This is a genomic window from Mesobacillus sp. LC4, from assembly GCF_053543455.1.
This window is the reverse complement of record NZ_JBGCUB010000002.1, coordinates 163,610-183,649: the sequence shown is the minus strand read 5'-3', so window position 1 is coordinate 183,649 and position 20,040 is coordinate 163,610. Positions and strand designations below refer to the sequence as shown.

Annotated in this window: 21 protein-coding genes; 8 read left to right on the top strand and 13 right to left on the bottom strand. The window is 45.9% G+C overall.

Features of this window, described 5'->3' with window-relative positions; genetic code table 11:
* The first annotated feature begins 42 nt into the window (after window positions 1-42).
* Entirely contained in the window at window positions 43-369 is a 327-nt protein-coding gene (locus tag AB5I83_RS07570; RefSeq protein ID WP_167831276.1) for a general stress protein, read from the top strand.
* Between the two features lie 95 nt (window positions 370-464).
* Here AB5I83_RS07570 and AB5I83_RS07565 read toward each other — a convergent pair whose 3' ends face one another.
* The 11 genes from AB5I83_RS07565 to fdhD form a co-directional block, all read right to left on the bottom strand.
* Entirely contained in the window at window positions 465-1,484 is a 1,020-nt protein-coding gene (locus AB5I83_RS07565) for a thiazole biosynthesis adenylyltransferase ThiF (protein WP_448974217.1), read from the bottom strand.
* A gap of 246 nt (window positions 1,485-1,730) precedes the next feature.
* Window positions 1,731-1,964 carry a molybdopterin converting factor subunit 1 gene (moaD, locus tag AB5I83_RS07560; protein ID WP_226642776.1) on the bottom strand — a complete coding sequence of 78 codons (234 nt, stop codon included), beginning with the start codon at window positions 1,962-1,964 and terminating at the stop codon, window positions 1,731-1,733.
* Entirely contained in the window at window positions 1,957-2,421 is a 465-nt protein-coding gene (locus tag AB5I83_RS07555) for a molybdenum cofactor biosynthesis protein MoaE (RefSeq protein WP_023613507.1), read from the bottom strand. The genes moaD and AB5I83_RS07555 overlap by 8 nt, the downstream gene beginning before the upstream one ends.
* A gap of 152 nt (window positions 2,422-2,573) precedes the next feature.
* Complete coding sequence (locus AB5I83_RS07550; protein WP_448974214.1) at window positions 2,574-4,493, bottom strand: molybdopterin biosynthesis protein; 1,920 nt, start codon at window positions 4,491-4,493, stop codon at window positions 2,574-2,576.
* A 13-nt stretch (window positions 4,494-4,506) separates the two neighbouring features.
* A complete protein-coding gene (locus AB5I83_RS07545; protein WP_448974212.1) occupies window positions 4,507-5,739 on the bottom strand; it encodes a molybdopterin molybdotransferase MoeA in 1,233 nt (410 codons plus the stop codon).
* Window positions 5,740-5,770: 31 nt separating this feature from the next.
* A complete protein-coding gene (gene mobA, locus AB5I83_RS07540) occupies window positions 5,771-6,370 on the bottom strand; it encodes a molybdenum cofactor guanylyltransferase (protein ID WP_448974210.1) in 600 nt (199 codons plus the stop codon).
* Window positions 6,371-6,386: 16 nt separating this feature from the next.
* Entirely contained in the window at window positions 6,387-7,196 is an 810-nt protein-coding gene (locus AB5I83_RS07535; protein ID WP_448974208.1) for a formate dehydrogenase accessory protein FdhE, read from the bottom strand.
* Window positions 7,197-7,282: 86 nt separating this feature from the next.
* Window positions 7,283-8,014: a formate dehydrogenase subunit gamma gene (locus AB5I83_RS07530; RefSeq protein WP_448974206.1), complete on the bottom strand. Its 732-nt coding sequence runs from the start codon at window positions 8,012-8,014 to the stop codon at window positions 7,283-7,285.
* Window positions 7,983-8,816, bottom strand: a complete 834-nt coding sequence (locus AB5I83_RS07525; protein WP_448974204.1) for a 4Fe-4S dicluster domain-containing protein — start codon at window positions 8,814-8,816, stop codon at window positions 7,983-7,985. The genes AB5I83_RS07530 and AB5I83_RS07525 overlap by 32 nt, the downstream gene beginning before the upstream one ends.
* Window positions 8,816-11,791 (bottom strand): formate dehydrogenase-N subunit alpha, encoded by a 2,976-nt coding sequence (fdnG, locus tag AB5I83_RS07520; protein WP_448975247.1) that lies wholly within the window; start codon window positions 11,789-11,791, stop codon window positions 8,816-8,818. Before fdnG ends, AB5I83_RS07525 begins: the two co-directional genes overlap by 1 nt.
* Window positions 11,792-11,855: 64 nt before the next feature.
* Complete coding sequence (fdhD, locus tag AB5I83_RS07515) at window positions 11,856-12,650, bottom strand: formate dehydrogenase accessory sulfurtransferase FdhD (protein WP_448974202.1); 795 nt, start codon at window positions 12,648-12,650, stop codon at window positions 11,856-11,858.
* A 548-nt stretch (window positions 12,651-13,198) separates the two neighbouring features.
* Here fdhD and pdxK point away from each other — a divergent pair.
* Both pdxK and AB5I83_RS07505 read left to right on the top strand, forming a co-directional pair.
* Window positions 13,199-14,023, top strand: a complete 825-nt coding sequence (pdxK, locus tag AB5I83_RS07510) for a pyridoxine/pyridoxal/pyridoxamine kinase (protein ID WP_448974200.1) — start codon at window positions 13,199-13,201, stop codon at window positions 14,021-14,023.
* Between the two features lie 50 nt (window positions 14,024-14,073).
* Window positions 14,074-14,253: a hypothetical protein gene (locus tag AB5I83_RS07505; protein WP_448974198.1), complete on the top strand. Its 180-nt coding sequence runs from the start codon at window positions 14,074-14,076 to the stop codon at window positions 14,251-14,253.
* A gap of 456 nt (window positions 14,254-14,709) precedes the next feature.
* On the opposite strand, the gene AB5I83_RS07500 is transcribed toward AB5I83_RS07505, so the two are convergent.
* The gene (locus AB5I83_RS07500) at window positions 14,710-15,066 is read right to left on the bottom strand and encodes a DUF2512 family protein (protein ID WP_448974196.1); all 357 of its coding nucleotides are present in this window, start codon (window positions 15,064-15,066) and stop codon (window positions 14,710-14,712) included.
* A gap of 277 nt (window positions 15,067-15,343) precedes the next feature.
* Here AB5I83_RS07500 and AB5I83_RS07495 point away from each other — a divergent pair, with 277 nt between their 5' ends.
* A complete protein-coding gene (locus AB5I83_RS07495; RefSeq protein WP_448974194.1) occupies window positions 15,344-15,691 on the top strand; it encodes a YojF family protein in 348 nt (115 codons plus the stop codon).
* Window positions 15,692-15,729: 38 nt separating this feature from the next.
* Window positions 15,730-16,398 (top strand): bacillithiol biosynthesis deacetylase BshB2, encoded by a 669-nt coding sequence (gene bshB2, locus AB5I83_RS07490; protein ID WP_448974192.1) that lies wholly within the window; start codon window positions 15,730-15,732, stop codon window positions 16,396-16,398.
* 27 nt (window positions 16,399-16,425) lie between these two features.
* Here bshB2 and AB5I83_RS07485 read toward each other — a convergent pair whose 3' ends face one another.
* Window positions 16,426-16,761, bottom strand: a complete 336-nt coding sequence (locus AB5I83_RS07485) for a hypothetical protein (protein ID WP_448974190.1) — start codon at window positions 16,759-16,761, stop codon at window positions 16,426-16,428.
* A gap of 283 nt (window positions 16,762-17,044) precedes the next feature.
* On the opposite strand from AB5I83_RS07485, the gene AB5I83_RS07480 reads away from it, so the two are divergent.
* The 3 genes from AB5I83_RS07480 (at window position 17,045) to AB5I83_RS07470 (ending at window position 20,040) form a co-directional block, all read left to right on the top strand.
* On the top strand, window positions 17,045-17,500 hold the full coding sequence (locus AB5I83_RS07480; protein WP_448974189.1) for a cytochrome C: 456 nt from the start codon (window positions 17,045-17,047) through the stop codon (window positions 17,498-17,500).
* A 19-nt stretch (window positions 17,501-17,519) separates the two neighbouring features.
* Entirely contained in the window at window positions 17,520-19,391 is a 1,872-nt protein-coding gene (gene nosZ, locus AB5I83_RS07475) for a Sec-dependent nitrous-oxide reductase (protein ID WP_448974187.1), read from the top strand.
* A gap of 88 nt (window positions 19,392-19,479) precedes the next feature.
* Window positions 19,480-20,040 (top strand): hypothetical protein, encoded by a 561-nt coding sequence (locus tag AB5I83_RS07470; protein ID WP_448974185.1) that lies wholly within the window; start codon window positions 19,480-19,482, stop codon window positions 20,038-20,040.

Genomic DNA, 20,040 nt, shown 5'->3' with positions numbered 1-20,040 from the left:
CAAAACTAGTATAGGTAAAAAAATTTTAAGGAGGAAGATATGATGATGAAAGTAGAAGTAGTAGAAAACGGAGTACAAGCCACAGAAAAAATCAACTCACTTGAAGCTGCCGGCTTTGGCAAAGAAAACATTTATATATTTGCGCACGATGAAGACCGCAGCGAGCACTTGACTGACGCTACTGAAACGGGCGGCATGGGATTCAAGGAGCAAGGTTTCTTTGATTCTATCGGAAATATGTTCAAGTCCCGCGGCGACGAGCTTCGCAATAAGTTCGAATCTCTTGGCCTTTCAAAACAAGAGGCTGAGCAGTATGAAATGGAACTGGATAAAGGCCGACTCGTTCTGGTTGCTTCTGATGAAAAATAAGCAAACTTGAACGCAATATCATAACCGATCCATAGTGATCGTTTATATAGAAACCCCCTGCTGATTTGGCAGGGGGTTTGCGCATGTATAAAGAATCACCCGAAAAACCTTTGATAGAGGCTTCTTGCCTGGGCTAAATCCTTTGTTCCATGTATAAGGGCACGGCCGTCCTGGAAAATAACCATTCTGTTGTCAACCATGTCGACGGAGACTAAATATGGATTCCCTTTGACCTGATAGCCTAAATCCCTCATTTTTTCAGCTGTTTCCTGCAGATTGAGCTCCTGCTGTTTTGGAGGCCTGATTTGAACCGTATCCCGTCCGCATAAGACTGTTGTCTTGGTCATGTTCTCGATGTCCAAATAAGGATATTCAGGTTGTTCGCCGCAACTCAGGCATCCCGGGTCCTTCGCCTTGGACATTTTCATGCTGGTGTATTGGTTCCGCCATAAATCAAAGCTGACAAATGACGTGCGCACTGCATCCCAGTCTTCAACGAGGATTTTCAGCGCTTCTGCTCCCTGATGGGCAATGACCATCTGTACAGCCGGTCCGATAATGCCTCCTGTATCACAAGTCATCCCCTGAAGCGGAACGGTTTTCAGCAAACAGTTCAGACATGGTGTTTTACCTGGAATGATGGAAAAACTCATGCCAAAGCTGCCAACGCAGGCACCATAAATCCAGGGAATTTGGTATTTTTGCGAGATATCGTTAATCGCCATTCGTGTTTCAAAATTATCGGTGGCATCGATGATCAGATCGACTCCATCGACAAGCTCGGCCAGTTTTTCAGGAGTGGCATCGGCGATATACGCATTGATTTTGACGTCAGAGTTGATCGCTCTGAGCCTTTTTTCCGCCGCCGCAGCTTTTGGAAGCTTCTCGGCAACATCTTCCTCTGTATATAATTGCTGTCGCTGCAGATTGCTTGCTTCTACATAATCACGGTCCACAATCGTCAGTCGGCCAACACCTGCCCTGACCAAAAGCTCCGCATTGCCTGAGCCAAGTGCTCCAGCACCAATCATCAGCACATGCTTACTGCAGATTTTTTCCTGCCCGGCCTTGCCAATTGGAGGAAATAAAGTCTGGCGTGAATATCTTTCTGACATAGGTGTAACCCTCCTTGTAAGAAAAGCGCGAGCGCCTTGGTTAGACCCGACAAGCACTGGAGGGCCTGGCAGTGAAGTCGTTCTTTGACTTCATTGACAGGACCGAAGCGTCTCGAGGGGCTAGGCGCTGGAGCTAGACACTAATCAGAGTTTATAACTTCACTTATAAAATAAGAAAAGCGCAAACGCCCTGATTCCATTGAATATAAGTCAACGGAACGGGGCGCTGTAATATGCTATAACTGATCAGCCGCCAGATACAGGCGGAATGAAGGCGATTGTATCTCCTTCTTTAATGACTTCATCATTGGACGAAAATTCTTCATTTATGGCTGTCATTGAAGTATCAAGCTTTTGGATGCCATACTTTTCAGCTACCAATTCTTTCAGCTCAGCAACTGTCTTGCCCGCTGCTTCTATTTCCACTGATTCATGGCCTGCTTCGTCTCGTAAATGGGCAAAGAATAAAATTTTATTCATTGAGATCCTTCTCCTCCGGTTTCCCTGTCGGATATGGGACAGTTTCTAGTTGATTGCCAATCCATTCTTCCCCGTCTTCCCAATGCTCTTTTTTCCAGATTGGGACGATTTCCTTGATGCGCTCGATGGCATAACGGTTCGCTTCATAGGCATCGTTTCGGTGTGGCGTGGACACGGCGATCACCACAGCGATATCCGTGATGTCTAGTTTTCCGACGCGGTGCGTAATCGCCACCTCGGCACCGTTCCAGCGTTCCTGGATTTCCGTGCCGATTTGCTCCAGCTTCTTCACCGCCATCGGTTCATATGCTTCATATATAAGGTAAAGGGTTTTTTTGCCCTTTGTCAATTCACGGACAGTGCCAATGAAAGTAGTGATGGCTCCCGCTTCACGCTGGACCACTTTATCAATGACAGATTGAACGTTGATTGGATCTTTCGCTATTTCATAATTCATCAAAATCACCTCAATAAACTGATCCGGTTCAGGATTTTAATTTGGATACGGACACTTTCACCGGTTTCTGACTCCTGTTTGTCCTTTAGAGCCCTTCTATCGGACATTTTCACCGGATTCCTCCTCCGATTTATCCCTTAGAGCTCAAATATCTAAAAATAAACTGGCTCTGGATTCTCGACGACTGCGTAGCCGCCGATCTTCGCGACTTCAGCTTTGAAGGCTTCAGATTGGATCACCGACCTTAACCAGATACCCTTTTCGCTTTCGAAAAATGCCTTTGTCATGAGTAAATCGTAATTTTCATCAGCTACCGGGATGAAGTCGAGCCCCATAGCGCGCGCGGCCGGGAAGATGCCGAGGCCTGCTGCATTGTCATTCCCTTTCACTTCAGCGGCGACACTCAGGTGCGAGAACATCTCGCGGTCATAACCGTTCACTTCGTCTGCTGACAAGCCTGCTTCTTTTAACAATAAATCGAATAATATCCGAGTGCCTGCGCCCTTTTGCCTGTTGGCATAATCTATGCCCTTTCCGGCAATGTCACTGACGTTCTCGATACCCAGCGGATTGCCTTTTGGAAGCAGCCAGCCCTGGGTTCTTTTTAAAAATGGATAAAGGACTGCGTCTTGCCCGGCAAGGAATTTCCTTACGTAGGTAACATTATATTCCTTTGTTTCCGGGTCTAGCAAATGAATGCCCGCTACATGGGCTTCCCCTTTTCTGATTGCCATCAAACCGGCCATGCTGCCAACATGGGAAGAAACAATTTTCATGTCGGTACGTTGCTTTTTGAGCTGGGAGGATAGCAAATCAATCGTCAGGTCATGACTGCCGCTGAAGACGATCGCGTTCTTGATCTCTTCGACAGGCCTGTATAGCTCGACCTCGACAATGTCTCCTTGTTCGTATCCTAGCTCCTCAGGCGGCACAACGAGCAAGCCGTCCGCACGTACTAGCGACATCGTGACGCCCGCTGCGCGTGTCAGCGGATTGGCGACAAATTGTCCATCCACATAGCCGATATTCATTCGGACAAAGTCCTCCGCCCCCATTGTGGAGACGATCCTGCGGCCAAGCTTTACCTGTAGCTTTGGCCTTTCCGGTTCTGATATCCCTAAATATTTGCATACAAGTGGCCTGACAAACCACTCAAGCGCCATGTAGGCAGATACTGGATATCCTGGTACACCAACGACTACCTTATCTTTAATTTTCCCAAGGATGACTGGCTTACCCGGCCGTGTTGCGACACCATGGGTAAAAACAGTGCCAAGTTCCTCAAGTATATGGACTGTATAATCCTTTGAGCCAGCGGATGAACCAGCATTGATAACGACGATATCCGACGTCTCTACTGCATTCAGGAGCGCTTCCCTGATTTTTTCCGGCTCATCCTTCACGATTGGATGAAGGTAGGGATTGCCTCCCCAATCTTCTACATAGTTGCTGAAAACCGTTCCATTGAACTCAATGATCCGGCCTGATGACAGAGATGCATCTGCGCTGACCAGCTCGTTTCCGGTAGGGATGATCGTCACCAGCGGCTTTTTGACGACGGGTATCTCGGTAACCTGTGCTGCAAGAAGTGCCCCGAGGTCAGCAGGACGCAGTCGATGTCCCTGGGTGAACAGCATTTCCTCCTGGACGATATCCTCTCCAATCGGGCGGATATGCTGCCATGGTGTGGCCGGTTCGATGATTTCGATCGTCTCATCATCAATGACCTGGATGTTCTCCACCATGATCACGGCATTATATTGAGGTGGAATCGCGTTCCCAGTATCAACGTAAACGAACTGCTCATCCTTTTTCAAATGAAGCGGGCGCTGTTCATGGGCTTCGTACGTATCTTCAGCATTCACGGCAATGCCGTCCATCGCGGATGCATGGTAAAAAGGCATCGAGACATTGGCGAAAACAGGTTCCGCAGTAATTCGTCCAAGTGCAGCGGCAGCCGGGATCCATTCTTTTTCTTGAGGCAGGTCGAACGCGTCCAGCACTTCATTCCTCGCTTGTTCGCGCGGCTTGTCTTCAAGATAAATTTTTCGGTTATAGCGTATTTTATCCATGATGCGGCTCCCCCTATCTCGTCAAAATAACTGGAACGTATTCGCCTTGAGAAATTCCTTCTTTCTCGGAAACAATCTCGACGATTCCATCGCTTTTTACCAATGTCGTAATCAGGCCCGACTTGCCTATGATCGGCTCGGCCCACCATTCGCCATCCTTCTCCTCGAGTCTTACCCTGATGTAATCAGACCTTCCTGGTGAAGAGGCAATATTTTTCACAATCCTTGCAAAAACCCGTTCAGGCTTATGCTCGATTTTTTCACCCTTCAGCCTTTTGAAAACCCTTTCGCCAAAAAGCTTAAAAATGATCATCGCAGATGCTGGATGGCCCGGCAGTCCGATGACCGGCTTTCCGTCAGCGACAGCAAGGATTGTCGGCTTCCCTGGCTTAATGGAAATTCCATGGACAAAGACGCCCGGATCTCCAAGGGACTGGATGACCTCAGTTGTATAATCCTTTGTTCCAACAGAGCTTCCTCCGGATAAAATCAGGCAATCAGCCTGTTCATACAATTCGCGGGCTTTCTTTGCGAACTCCTCATAGTCATCGCGTGTAATCCCGCCATATATGAGGTCAATATCCCACTCATTGACCAGGCCCTTAACGGTCAGGTAATTGATATCGCGAATCTGTCCTGTTTCAAGTGTTTTTGTTTCAAAAAGAACGATTTCGTCCCCTGAAGAAAGGTACGCAGCCTTCAGTTTTCGGTAGACTTTCACCTCTGAAATACCAAGTGCCGCCAGGGCTCCAAGCTCCTGCGGCCGCAATCTTGTCCCTTCAGATAAGAGGACTTCGCCTGCCCTGATGTCCTCGCCCTGCCTGATGACATTCTCTCCCGGTGCGATTTGCTTATACGTATTCAACAGTCCGCCGATTTCCTCGCAGTGCTCGATCATCAGTACGCTGTCACTGCCTGGCGGAAGCATTCCGCCTGTCGGTACGTAGATTGCCTCTCCCCTGCCTACCGGCTTTACCGCTTCCTCGCCCATATGGACTTCGCCGGCTACATTCAAGAAGCCTGGCATCGATTCGGATGAACCATATGTGTCACGGGCGATGACGGCATAGCCATCGACGGTCGAGCGGTCAAAACCAGGTACATTCTCTTCCGCAGTGACATCCTCTGCCAGGATGTAATGAAGCGCCTCATCAAGCGGACGGGTTTCGGTTTCCGTGATCTTGCCGATCTTCTCCTCAATTAACGCAAAGGTCTCCTCAACACTTTTCACTTTGAAAAATTGCATGATGACTTACTCCCTTTCTAGCACCTGAAAACTATTCTCCGGACTCCGCCCATTTCCTTGCACTTTCATACTCTTCTGGATGATTCATATTGAAAAAGACACGATCAAGGCTGCCCTCGAAATAAAGCTGGAGATCTGCCTCATCAAGAAAGCGGACATTCAGGTTTTCAAGCATATGCCTGATTCTCAGATTCCCATCTTCAATGCAAGTCTGTGCTTCTCGTGCGACCCGTTTTTGATAGGCTGCAAAAAGCGGATGCTGTCTGCCATCGCTAATCGGCACGACCGCATCATGGTGTTTAAGCACTTTTACCAGGCTTGAGGCAAGCTCAGCCGATACAAATGGCATATCGCATGCTACAACGAAATTCTCCTCATAGTCTGATGCCTCAAGTCCTGCATGGATTCCCGCAAGGGGCCCGGAACCCGGATATTGGTCTGTAACTGTTTTGATATTTAGAAACTGATAGGTTTCAGGATCATTCGTTACTAGAATTATATCATCAAATACGTGCTGTAACTCATCCTTAATTCTTTCAATATTCGTTTTTTCCCGAAATTTCAGGAGAGCTTTGTTACTTCCCATCCTGCTAGATTTGCCGCCTGATAAAATGATCGCTCCAGCTTTCATCCTACAGCACCTTCTTTTAGTTTGTCTGTTTTGTTTCGCCAGCAGATTTGTACCCATGCTCCTGGGCTACAAAGTCCAGATGGATGGTGTTCAAGTCGAGCATTGCTGGTGTTGGCTTTACAATATATTGTCTTGTGTCTATTACTTTAGTATATCCTTTGCATTCTTCACAAATCTGGATCTGTGCGGCTGATTCGCCTTCGATTGTCAGGATTTTCACTGTTTCATGATCGTTATTCCCGCAATGTGAACAAGCTACCCGGCGGTCATTCCAGTGAGCCGAACAACGCGGGCAATGCAGGACCTTCTTTCCTTCGCCTTCAAGCTGTGCGAGGCGGACTGGCTCACCGCACACAGGGCAACCGGCACCGTGCACACCGTGTTGGATTTCATCCTGGACCTTAACCGCAGTCAGCTGTAGATACGGACGAAGCACAGTTTCTGCCACAAATTGCGGAATCCAGCCATCCAAATTGTTTTCTTCAGCAAAACTAGCAAAGTAAATATAATTAAAAGCAAATGCTTCATCGATCCATCTTTTAGCTGTCTCTTCATCCAATAGGCTTTTTATAGATTGCATCGAAGTTTCTATCTCTGGTTGATACTTCGATAAAAGCACTCCTATATCCTCTATCCACTGTAAGAATAGGGAAATATCAAAATCAATAGCCGCTAATGCAGTGACAGGCACTCCTGCCTCCATTGCTGCTTTATCAAGGTTTGGCCGGACACAGTCAGGATCCAGGGAAGTCTTCCATTGCTCCTGCAATTGAATGATATCCTTCTGCAATTTCTGGTACTCTTTTGAGACAACGGACTTTTTCATTGCTGCAGCCCCTCTTTCACTCTATTATTCTAAATTTTGAAGGGAATGGAGCCCCTTTCAGGCCAACCATTCCCTCTATTAATGTTTTACGCGCCTTTTTTCTTGTTCTTGTTTTTATCAAGATCAGGGAAATTCCCCTTCTTGACTTCTTCTTCATACCATTCTGTATAGTGGTCCTTCGCCCATTCAGCAGGTACCTCACCTGTAATGACGCCAGTGTATCCTGGTCTTGAGTTTTTGTGGATGACACTAAGATAGATATGGCCGACTACTACGGCGATTGCCAGACCGAAACCGACGTTATGAGCTACATATGCCCATTGGACGACTGCTTTCGGGAAAAGATCCGGGAACCACATTGGGAAGCCTGAACCGATGATCAGGATCGCTGTAAGGATCTGGATGATTGAGTTGATTTTTTCACCAGCGTTAAAGAACGTTTGTTTCACATGCTTGAACTTAAAGCCAAATAGCTCTTTGACGAACTCAGTGAAAAACTGCAAATCTCTCTTTTTCCAAGTTATGAGCTCTTTTCCCCAGCGAAGGAATCCCTTAGGATCCATGATCAGCCAGATGAAAGTAGGCGTGATGAACGCGATCGCGAAAATCCTGTGAAGCAGGCGCGCTCCTTCTGGTCCGCCAAGTACTGGATAAAGCCAGTCAAACCACTCTGTATACATTGGCAGGGCCGTGATATAGAGGGCAAAGAATGAAAGTGCGTTCACAGCATGTGCGATTACAAAGCCTTTCGAAAATCGCTTTACCTTAACACCTGAATACTGCGTATTACTCATGGCTGCCACCTCCATCTTCTTCATGGCCTTTTCCTTCTTTATTGAATAACTTGTTGGAAACGAATGCACCTACAAGCGCCATGCTTGTCGCTCCAAGCATCATCTTGCCGATTGGCTGTGCATAGTCCTTCCAGACAACAGCTGAAGTTGGAACCTTTGGCTTTTCAGGCAGTCCATAGACAGAAGGTTTTTCAGCCAGTACATAAACGGTATGCGTACCGCCGACTCCTTCTGGATTGTAAATCATCGCATTCGGATACTTATCCTTGATTTCACTCAGACGCTTTTCAGCCTTCTTCAGCATTTCTTCTTTTGTGCCGAATTCCATTGCGTCTGTATGGCAGGTAGTGACACAAGCTGGCTGCATGCCTTCCTCAAGACGATCGACGCACATTGTGCATTTCTGTGCCTTCTTGTATTCCTTACCGTTCTTGTCTTTGTAAGTCGCCAGCTGGACAACATCGAATGGGCAGTTCTGCACGCAGTAGCCGCAGCCGACACATTTATCCGTGTTGACATCCACTGTTCCGAAATCTGTGTAATGCATGGCATCTTCCGGGCAAACCTTTACGCATGCTGCTTCTGAGCAGTGGAAGCATGAAGAATGGCGGAAAAGATAGTCCAGATTCCCTTTAGAATCCTCATGCTCGATGAAGGACAGCACATTCCATGTATTCGCAGTGACATTTGCGTGGGACTGCATACTGCCCAGGAAGTCCTGCGGCTCTGCCGGGAGGTCATTCCAGTTTTTGCACGCTACCATACAGGCACGGCAGCCATCACATTTGGTCACATCAACAAATTTTACATATTCCGCCTTCGCCATTAGTCAGCCCTCCTTATATCACAGAGGAATGCCTTATATTCAGGAATCGTCGTATTCGCATCCCCGATATGAGGTGTCAAGCGGTTTGCTGTTCCCCCTGTTGCGTATCCTTTGTAGCCAAAGTGCCAAGGCATGCCGACCTGGTGTACTTTCTTGCCGTCCATCATATGAGGCTTGAAGCGCTTCGTCACCATTGCATATGCCTCGATTTCACCACGAGCGGATGAAACAATGATCTTATCCTTGTTTTTGATGCCTTTTTCCTTTGCAAGTTCTTCGCTCATTTCAACAAACATGTGAGCAACCAGCTCTGACAGCCATTCCTGGTTACGAGTCATGGAGCCAGACTGCCAATGTTCAGTCACCCTGTATGTCGTACCGACAATTGGGTACTTGTCATTCTTGCCTTTAAGGTTGAATTCGCCATCGAAAATCGCGATAGCCGGGTTGATTTCACGGCTTGAAAAAGCATTCTTGACTGGGCTTTCAAATGGTTCATAGTGCTCTGGGAATGGACCGTCATTCAATGTTGGCGCAAACACTCCTCCTGCACCGCCATTGATCATGATGAACGGACTGGTTCCGCCTGGTTCGGATGGTGACAATACCGGCTTAAAGTCAGGAACGTCATGGCCGACCCATTTTTTCTGGACTGTATCCCACCAGATCACCGCTTTATCCTTGCTCCATGGCTTTCCACTTGGGTCCGCGGATGCACGGTTGTACAAGATACGACGGTTTGCAGGCCATGCGAATGCCCAGTTCAGGTAATTGCCGCCGCCAGTGTCCTTATTGTCACGGTTTTTCGCGCGGTTCTTTCCGTCTTCAGGATAGAAACCAGAATAAATCCAGTTTCCGCTGCTTGTCGTACCGTCATCTTTCAAGTCACCGAATGTTTTCAACAGCTGGCCAGTCTTAAGGTCGTATCCGTTGATTTCTTTGCACACTAAGTCGATATCCGGGTGGTGACCGTCACCATAGTTCCAGTCAATGGCATTGATTGATTTCGCAGCTGGTGAACCCTCATTCTTATACATGCCTTTTATTTTCTGCATCAGCACATGGATGATTTCAAGGTCTGCCAATGATTCCCCTTTAGGATCGATCGCTTTCCAGCGGTACTGCATCCAGCGTGATGAGTTGGACACACTTCCTTCTTTTTCGTATGATCCAGCTGCTGGAAGCAGGAATACCTCAGTGTTGATCTTCGATGGGTCACTGCCCGCTTCTTTTTGCCAGAATGCGGATGTTTCTGTTTCCCATAAATCGACTGCAACCATCCATTTTAGGTTTGCAAGAGCTTCCTGTTCCTTTCCTGCGTTCGGACCGCCTACCACAGGGTTGGTACCAAAGAGGAAAGCACCCTCTAGCTCACCTTTGTACATCGCATTGAACAGATTGATATGCGAGTAATTCTTATTTCCTTTTGGCAGGTACTGATAGCAGAATTCATTTTCCTTCGTCGCGTTCGGACCGTACCATGCCTTCAGCAAGCTTGTAAGGAATTTCGGCTTATTGCTCCAATAGCCGCCAGACGGTGTTTCTTTTTTGTTGTAGCCTTCAAGAGTTGCATGCTCTGGAATTGCTGTCGGAGAACCGATATATCCTGGAAGCAAGTGGTACAATAGCGCGAAATCCGTTGATCCCTGTACATTGGATTCGCCGCGCATCGCATTGATGCCGCCGCCAGGAAGGCCAATATTTCCTAATAAAAGCTGGATAATACCGAATGCACGGACGTTCTGTGTTCCAACTGTATGCTGCGTTGTTCCCATCGCGTACATGATGGTTCCGGATTTGCCAGGCTTTCCTGTTGAACAGAACTCCTTGCATACCCTCACATAATCATCTTTAGGTGTTCCTGTTACTGAAATGACAGTGTCTACATCATAGCGAGAGTAATGTTTTTTCAATAACTGGAATACTGAACGAGGGTGCTGAAGGCTTTTATCTTTGAGTGGATTTCCTTCCTCATCCGTTTCGAATGACCATTTTGTCTTATCATATTTGCGTGTGGCTTCATCATATCCACTGAATAGGCCATCATTAAAATCGAAATCTTCCTTCACGATATAGGAAGCATTTGTATATTCAGCAACATACTCCTTGTGGAACAAATTGTTCTCAATCGCATAGTTGATCATTCCGCCCATGAAAGCAATATCCGTTCCTGAACGAAGCGAAGCATAAACGTCAGCCTTTGATGATGTCCTCGTGAAACGAGGGTCGACAGAGATGATTTTGCCGCCTTTTTCTTTCGCTTTTGTTAACCATCTAAAAGAAATTGGATGATTCTCGGCAGGATTCCCGCCCATGATCAATGCACAATCGGTATTTTGCAGATCGCTCCAATGGTTTGTCATTGCTCCACGCCCTACTGTAGGTGCCAGACCGGCAACCGTAGAACTGTGTCATATTCGTGCCTGGTGTTCGAGATAAACGACGCCAAGCCCTCTCATCATTTTCGCAAGCAGATAGGTCTCTTCATTATCAAGAGCTGCTCCGCCTAAGCTCGCAATGGCTTCGGTTTTATTGACAAACATGCCATTTTCTTTTTCAATGAATGTTTTGTCGCGTGTTTCCTTTGTGCGTTTCGCAATTGTGTCATACATCCAGTCCCAGCTTTTTTCTTCCCATTTGTTGCTGCCAGGAGCACGGTATAGTGGTTTTGTCAATCGTTTTTCAGATGTGTAGACTTGTCTGATCGTCGTACCTTTACTGCAAAGTGTACCTTCGTTCACTGGGCTATCCGGATCCCCTTCCGTATAAACCACAGTATTGTCCTTTGTGTGTACCAAGATGCCGCATCCTACACCGCAGAATGCACAAATGGTTGGTGTTACAGTAGCTTTGGCAATCTTGAATTCTTTTGTTTTAGCGTGGACCTCTTTTTCGTTAAAGCCCAACTCGACAACCGCCAGGGTAGCCGCAGTGGCTCCTGACAGCTTCAAGAACTGCCGGCGATTCAGGTTGATTTCAACCATTTCTCTCTCTCCTTCCCAATAGTTGCTTAGAACATCCCTAATCCCACAGGTGTTGTCAATTCAGTACTTGCTGGGCTTCCCCCCTTTCAAGTAAATCCTCAGAGGCAGCCGGAGGGTTCAGGTCATCATTGATCCTCTTGGCAGATGTATAGACAGTCGCCATTTTTCCCCGCAAGTAGCCAACGACTTCAATGTTGAGAAAGCGTGCCAGCTGGATGGCCTGCTTTGTGGCCGCAGTTCGTGAGCCAATGACGGCAAAACCAAATTTTGCAGCTTTTGAGAGCATTTCATATGAAACCCTTCCGGTCGTCAAAAGGACAAGCCGGTCAGGCTGCAAACGCTTTCGAATTGCGTGGCCAATAATCTTATCGACGGCATTATGCCTGCCGATATCCTCCCTGACCTCGATGCTTCCATCCTCAAGGATGATACAGGCACCGTGCATGCCGCCTGTTTCCAGGTACAGCGGCGAATTTTGCGCGAATTCCGCGCGTTTTTTCAACAAATATGTCAGCGAATAAGTTTCATCGGAATTCACTTTATTGAACTTCTTGACATCCGTCATCGAAAAGAAGGTCACTCCCCGGCCGCAGCCTGCAGTATAATGCTTCTTTTTCGAAAACATCTGCTCCGGATCAAAAGAATTGCATAATGCTACATCCAATGTGCCGGTCTTTTCATTGAATTGGACGCTGACAACATCCTCCGGCCCATCAATCAAACCTTCTGAAAAAAGGTAGCCATATACCCAGTCTTCCAAATCCTGATTTGTCAGCTGGAATACGGCTATTTCATATCCATTCAGCTTCAGGCTGATCGGATATTCTTCAGGACAGCCTTTCTTGATCATGTTCTTCACCCCTTATCTGGTACTTCATCTGCGGGCTCCGCTGCGACTAACGACTTCTTCCCCCATCATTTGTGCGATGGGATGAAAGACTGTTATGAATCTTGCAAGCTGCTATTGTGCTCTCTTGTGAAACTAAGAACCTTATATAAAAAACATTCCACTATGCAAAAAGTGATAATACCCCTATGCCTTTAATGTACTGGAAATCTGCTGGTTGTAACCGTTTCAATTGTTACAAAAATATAGATGAAAATTGTCTATTTTTTAAACAAACTCTTAATTTGAGATTTTTTATTTACGAAAAATGTTTAGTGGGTCAATTTTCACATAGTCAACTGTAAATCAATTTATTTTTTCCCTCAGTAACTTTCATCACGTCAATGCCATAATGCCACAAATTCGTCAAAAGTTAATTTTAACCATATAATCAGCTGTCAAAATCAATTCTTTGTCTAAATCTATAGAATTGGTATAATCATAAGAAAGTGATGAAGGTGAAGGCTTGTCCTGACAAGGCATTCGCCATTCTTAAAATGGAGGTAGTTTTGATGAGTTTGAAAAAGGTGTTAACAATCGCAGGTTCCGATACAAGCGGCGGCGCTGGCATCCAGGCTGACCTTAAGACCTTTCAGGAACTGGGCGTTTATGGAATGACTGCTCTTACAACGGTTGTGACTATGGATCCTAAAAATCACTGGCATCATGAAGTTTTCCCACAGCCAGTTGAGCTTGTAGAAAAGCAGCTTGAAACGATCCTTTCCGTTGGAATAGATGCAATGAAGACAGGGATGCTCGGAACGGTTGAAATCATTGAGCTGGCTGCACGCAAAATCGATGAACATAAGTTGGACAGGGTGGTTATCGATCCTGTTATGGTATGTAAAGGAGAAGACGAAGTGCTCATGCCTGAAAACACAGATGCCATGAGAGAATTGCTGCTTCCAAGAGCGACAGTTGTCACTCCGAACCTATTCGAAGCATGGCAGCTGGCACAAACCGGTCCAATCCGCTCAATCGACGACATGAAGGAAGCTGCAGTAAAAATCCATGACCTAGGCGCGAAGAACGTTATGATCAAGGGCGGAAACAAGCTGAACCACGAAAAAGCAGTAGACCTGCTTTACGATGGAAAAGACTTCAGACTTTTCGAATCTGAAAAAGTCGAAACAAGCTACACGCACGGCGCAGGCTGCACATTCGCTTCTGCCATCACTGCACAGCTGGCAAAAGGCAAAACAGTACCTGAAGCATTGGAAGTCGCGAAAGGATTCATCACAGAAGCAATCAAGCACGGCTTCAGATTGAATGAATATGTAGGACCAACCGCACACCTCGCTTACAACAAGTACGCAGGCGGCAACCGCGGGGAATAGAAAAGCGCAAGCGCCTTGGTCTGCCCCGACAAGCGCTGGAGGGCCGACCAGTGAAGTCGCTCTTTGACTTCATTGGGCGGACCGAAATCGAAAAGTATAGCCGATTGCCCAGAAACGCAGAAACTGGAGACTCCGACAAAGAAGCGCTTTTTGCTTCTGCCGACGGAGTTGAAGTTTCGGAGTTTCTAGGAGGCGACACTAGACAAGCGACTCGAGCTGCTCAAAGCTAACGCTTCTCGCAAGATACTCGAAGAGGTAACTCGGGATGAAAACTGGCTAGGCGCTGTAGCTGGACACTAGTCTAAGTGTGAATTTTTCATTTAATATATAGCTAATCTAAAACAAAAAGAGGCTGTCTTCGGAGCTCATCATTTTGAGCTTCCGACAGCCTCTTTTACTGTTAATGAATGATTTGTCTACTAGAACCTTCTAATGGACACTTTTCTCCGAATTCCTCTCGGTTTTGTCCGATAGAGCTCTTCTAACGGACACTTTTCCAGAGATTCTCCGCGGTTTTGTCCGATAGAGTTCTTCTAACGGACACTTTTCCAGAGATTCTACGTGTTTTTGTCCGATAGAGTCCTTCTAACGGACATTTTTCTCGAGATTCTACGCGGTTTTGTCCGATAGAGCCCTCCTAACGGACACTTCTCTAGAAATTCCTTATGAGATATGTCCGTTAACTATTATATCTTCCGATTAATGCGAAGAACGCGATCAGCCATATAACTATGGAAGAACCATTCTCCTGAGGCGATTAATACTGATGCAAAAAGCGCTGCGAACACAATGCCATCGGTTTGTTCAAACAACATCAATCCAATTCCCCAAATCACGAGAAACGAAAGAGCCAAATCGGCTAGAGATGCGGTAAGGTTGCTTGTTTTCGGGAGAATGAACAAGTCACCAGCGAGATATGAAATCGCCCCAAGTACGAGAGTGATGACAAGGATATCCCCTATCCCGGCAAAACTCCCCAATAATAGAAGAAGAACAGCAAATGTCATGATGCCTTTTATCAAAAGTGCCTTTGCGTGATTCATAGGCTCCCTCCTTTTCCCTCACTATTTCCATTTACTTTCCTGATTAAACACTTCCTGTAAAATCAATGTTGATGATAATTATCAAAAACCAAACGTAAGTTTCGAGCGTACATTTCGCTTTTAGAAGGATTTTTTAGTAATATAGATATTATTGATTTTTATAAGATAAGTGTAAGCACTTTAGCCAAGGCGCTGAAACTGGACATTTTTCATAGAAGGCCATTCATTCGGCTAATATAAACTGAAAAACATCAAAGCCCTGGAAGGAGGAACAAAGATGGATCCGGTGATTTTATCAGAAGTCCAGGAAGCCCTGGATCGTTTTAAAGACAAGGAAGTCTATGTACACCTAGAAACGACAAATGGTGCGTACGCATCCCATAATAATGAATCATTCTTCTCCTCAGGCGCGTACATCCGCAATGCGAAGCTAATCTATGAACGCGCAAAGATTACTGGGGATGGTCCTTTCCGTACAGGATTGAAGATCCCTTTTGGCTGGGTTTATGCGGAAGGAATCACACACTTCGAAATTGATGATAAAGGAAGGCTGCTGCTTGCCGGCCATGACTTTAACGGAAAGCTGGCTGTCGCCCTTGAAATAAGCGAAACGCCGTTCGAATAAGAGGTTTGAAAGGCCTTACTGGAAGGAGAGATTTTACAATGGAAAAAGAGAGGCAAGTACTTGTTATCTTCCCTCATCCCGATGATGAGGCATTCGGTGTTTCCGGCACAATCGCATCCCATATTAACATGGGAACGCCTGTCACTTACGCCTGTTTGACACTTGGCCAGATGGGACGGAATATGGGGAATCCGCCATTCGCTAACCGGGAAACCCTCCCGGCAATCCGTAAAAAAGAATTGAAGGACGCTGCTCGCGCGATGGGGATCAATGACCTGCGCATGCTTGGATTCCGTGACAAAACAGTTGAGTTCGAAGATGAGAACAAGCTGACTAACCTCATGTCTTCATTGATCACAGAGTTGAATCCTTCACTCGTCATCACCTTCTACCCTGGCTACTCCGTCCACCCGGACCACGAGGCGACAGGTGCAGCCGTCGTGCGTGCTGTGGAAAAAATCCCTGAAGCAGACAGGCCGAAACTGCATTGCGTTGCATTCTCGCGCAATTGTGTAGAAGAGCTCGGGGAACCAGATATCGTGCATAATATCAGCGCTGTCGCCGACATCAAACTTGATGCGATCCGTGCACACCGCTCCCAGACTGAACTGATGCTCGAGGAAATGGCTGACAAACTGAAGGAAAAGGATTCACAAACAATAGCATGGCTCAATAATGAACGCTTCTGGACCTATAAGTTTTCATGATGTACCCCACCTTTTAAAGGTGGTTTTTTATTTGCGCTTGTAGACCCCCTCAATCATCAAGCCTTTTACGAACACCACTTCATTTGCAGATTCACCCTTAATACTCCAAACAGATTCTTTAAATCCAAAAAACCTGCTGTTATCTGTTTTGCCAATCAATTTATCAATCTCAAAATTTCTTTCTCCATTCAGATAAAACTGATTATGAGTGTCATACCCAGTGTGGAATTCTTTATTGTTATAAACCAGGGTGCCACCTTCTTTAGTAGTATACACATTTAAATTTGCATCATAGATGAAAAGGATACTGACCAATAGCAATGGAGCCAGAATCAACAATAATCTTTTCTTCACTTTAAACAAACAATCACTTCCTGCATCACACTGTTTTTTAAAGATATTCATAGACAAATTCAACTAATACCCCATAAAAACCTTTTTTACGTTTCATTTTCTATACCCATCTCTTTGTTTCTTATGCTCCCTTCTTCTGATCATGAATATTGAGCTCTTCAAAATTTAGACACATCCTGTTCAAATACCTTTCACAATTCCCCTCTTGTAATGTGAACTGCATCACACTTTTCACCCCTCATCCCCATGTACGATGTTAATGAAATCATTCAATAAGGGGGTAATGAAGTCCATGCAAAAAGCTTTAATCAGTTTTATCATAAGTGCCCTGATTGGCCTCGGACTCGGTTACGTTGCATTCGCTGTTGTTGGCGGCAGTAATGAAACAGCCACTAATGAAACCGCTTCCGAAAAGCCGGAGGAATCAAAGCCTGCGGATGACATCAAAGAAGAGAAGAAGGATGATCAGTCGTCTGCTGAAACAGTTTCTGCAGACAAAAACATTTTACAATCCAAAGGCTGCCTAAGCTGCCACTCCGTATCTTCCTTGAATTTGACAGGCGGAGCGACTGGACCTGACTTATCAAAGGCATTTGAAAATGTTGAAGGAAAGCACGGCAAACCGATTGATCAGTTCTTAAAAGAGCCTACATCAGCGGTCATGTCAGGAGTTATTGGTGGAAATCCACTAACAGAACAAGAGATTTCTGAAGTAGTCAAACTTTTAGAAGAAGCTTCTAAAAAATAATTAAGGTGGTGCAAGGTTGATGAAAAAATGGTTACCAATTGCCTCGGGACTTGCAACCGGGCTCCTGGCTGCAACAGTTTTCTTCGCTGATTTTTCTCCTGGGAATCCAGGCCAGGCGATCGCGGACAACAGCAAAAACAAGACGAATGCTGAAAAGGTATACGTGCCGTTCGGTGAAAAGGATGAATACTACTTATTTGCATCAGGCGGACACTCAGGACAGATGTTTATTTATGGCGTGCCATCCATGAGGCATATCAGGACAGTACCGGTATTCAGCCCGGATTCGGCAACAGGATATGGCTTTGATAAACACTCCAAAGAAATGATGGGCGGCTATACCTGGGGAGATCTTCACCACCCGGCATTTTCAGAAACAGATGGTGATTATGACGGCAAATACATGTTTGCGACTGATGTCGGCAACAGCCGCGCAGCCGTCATGAACCTTGAAACATTCACTGTGAAGGACATCATTGATGTACCGAATACAAGCGGTCCTCACTGCGCAGCGTTTGTTACAGAAAACACTGAATATATGTTCCTGCCAACCCGTTTCGCAGTGCCAATCGGAAGAGAGTATGCACCGCTTGACGACTATAGCGAAAAGTACCGCGGAGTCATGTCAGCTGTCACTTTCGATGAGAAAAATGAGAAATTGAACATTGCCTACCAGGTCGCCCTTCCGCCTTGGTCCTATGACCTCTCAGATGCAGGGAAAAAGGTATCCAAGGATTGGGCAGTCATGACCACTTATAACACCGAAGAAGCAACAACCAATCTGGAGATCAATGCTTCCCAGGCAGACCGTGACTTTATCGTCCTGTTCAACTGGAAAGAGCTTGAGCAAATGGTCAAGGACGGACAGTATGATGAAGTGACCGGCCAGAAGATGATTTTCCCAGAAAAGCATAAAGGCGGCATGTACCTTGTTCCAGTCGCAAAATCGCCGCATGGTGTGGATGTAACTCCTGACGGCAAGCATTTTATTGCCTCTGGTAAGCTGGCACCGGCAATGACTGTGTTCTCTTTTGAAAAAGCATTCAAAGCAATTGAAAACAAAGAATTCGCTGGAGAACGGAACGGGATTCCAATCATCAAATACGAGTCTGTCATGGAAAAAGAAGTGAACCCGGAAAACGCACTTGGACCGCTTCATACTCAATTTGATGATCAAGGCATGGCCTACACAACGATGTTCATCTCATCTGAAATCGTAAAATGGGATCCGAAGACTGGTGAAACATTGGATCGCGTGCCTGTACAGTACTCTCCTGGACATTCTGTCGCAGCTGAGGGAGATACAGTTGCACCAGATGGAAAATACCTCATTGCATTGAACAAAATTGCGAAAGACAGCTATCTATCCGTGGGTCCTTCCCACCCTGAATCCATGCAGCTAATCGATCTGCGCGGCGACAAAATGGAAGTCATCCAGTCTGCACCGGTCAACCCTGAACCGCACTACGCACAGATGATCAAGGCAGATAAAATCAAAACGATTACCGTTTATCCAAAGGATGAAAAGAACCCTGATGCTGTTTACAGCCAGGAAGAAACCCACATCGAACGGAAAGGCAATGAAGTCCATGTCTACGGAATTGCCATGCGCTCGAAATTCATTTTTGACGCAAAAGCGGAACGGCCAGACCAAATCGAAGTCAAAAAAGGCGATAAAGTCTTTATCCACCTGACAAATATCGACTTTGACCAAGACATTACCCACGGCTTCGCCATCAATGGATACGATTTGAATATTGAAGTACAGCCTGGACAGACGAATACAGTGGAATTCACGGCAGATAAAGCAGGGACATTCCCGATTTATTGTACGAACTTCTGCTCAGCGCTGCACCAGGAAATGACCGGTTACTTCCTGGTAAAACCTTAATTTCATTGCAAAACTGGTGAAGGGTATCAGCCTCTAAAGTTGATACCCTCCCACCTTTTCATTTTTTTAACAGAAAGGCGTGATACTCTTGGCTGGAAAAAAACTCTCGATCCTTTCTTCCGGTTTGATCGCAGCCGCTGCTGCATTGATTGTCGCTTCCTTATTTTTTCCCTGGTGGGGCATGGAATTCTTTGCTCCGCAATATCCAGAAGGTTTGAATATCATTGTCTATCCAGACAAACTGGAAGGAGAAATTGATATCGTCAATGGGCTCAACCACTACATTGGCATGAAAGGATTCAGCGAAGAAAACTTTCCAGAGCTTACCTATCTTAAATACTTGATTGGCGGATTAGCCTTACTAACTATGATCACAGCCATTCTCAGAAGGAAAATAGTTCTTTATTTCCTGATCGGACTATTTTCAATTGGAGGTTTATTAGGTGTTTGGGATTTGCGCCGCTGGCTTCATGATTTTGGAACAGATTTAAGCCCAACCGCTCCGATAAAAGTAGACCCATTTGTTCCACCGATCATTGGTGAGAATACGCTCGCGAATTTTATTACAAACAGCTACCTTGGCACTGGTTCCTTTTTAGTATTAGCAGCATTCATCCTGATTCTCATTCCCCTTTGGAAGGATCGTTGA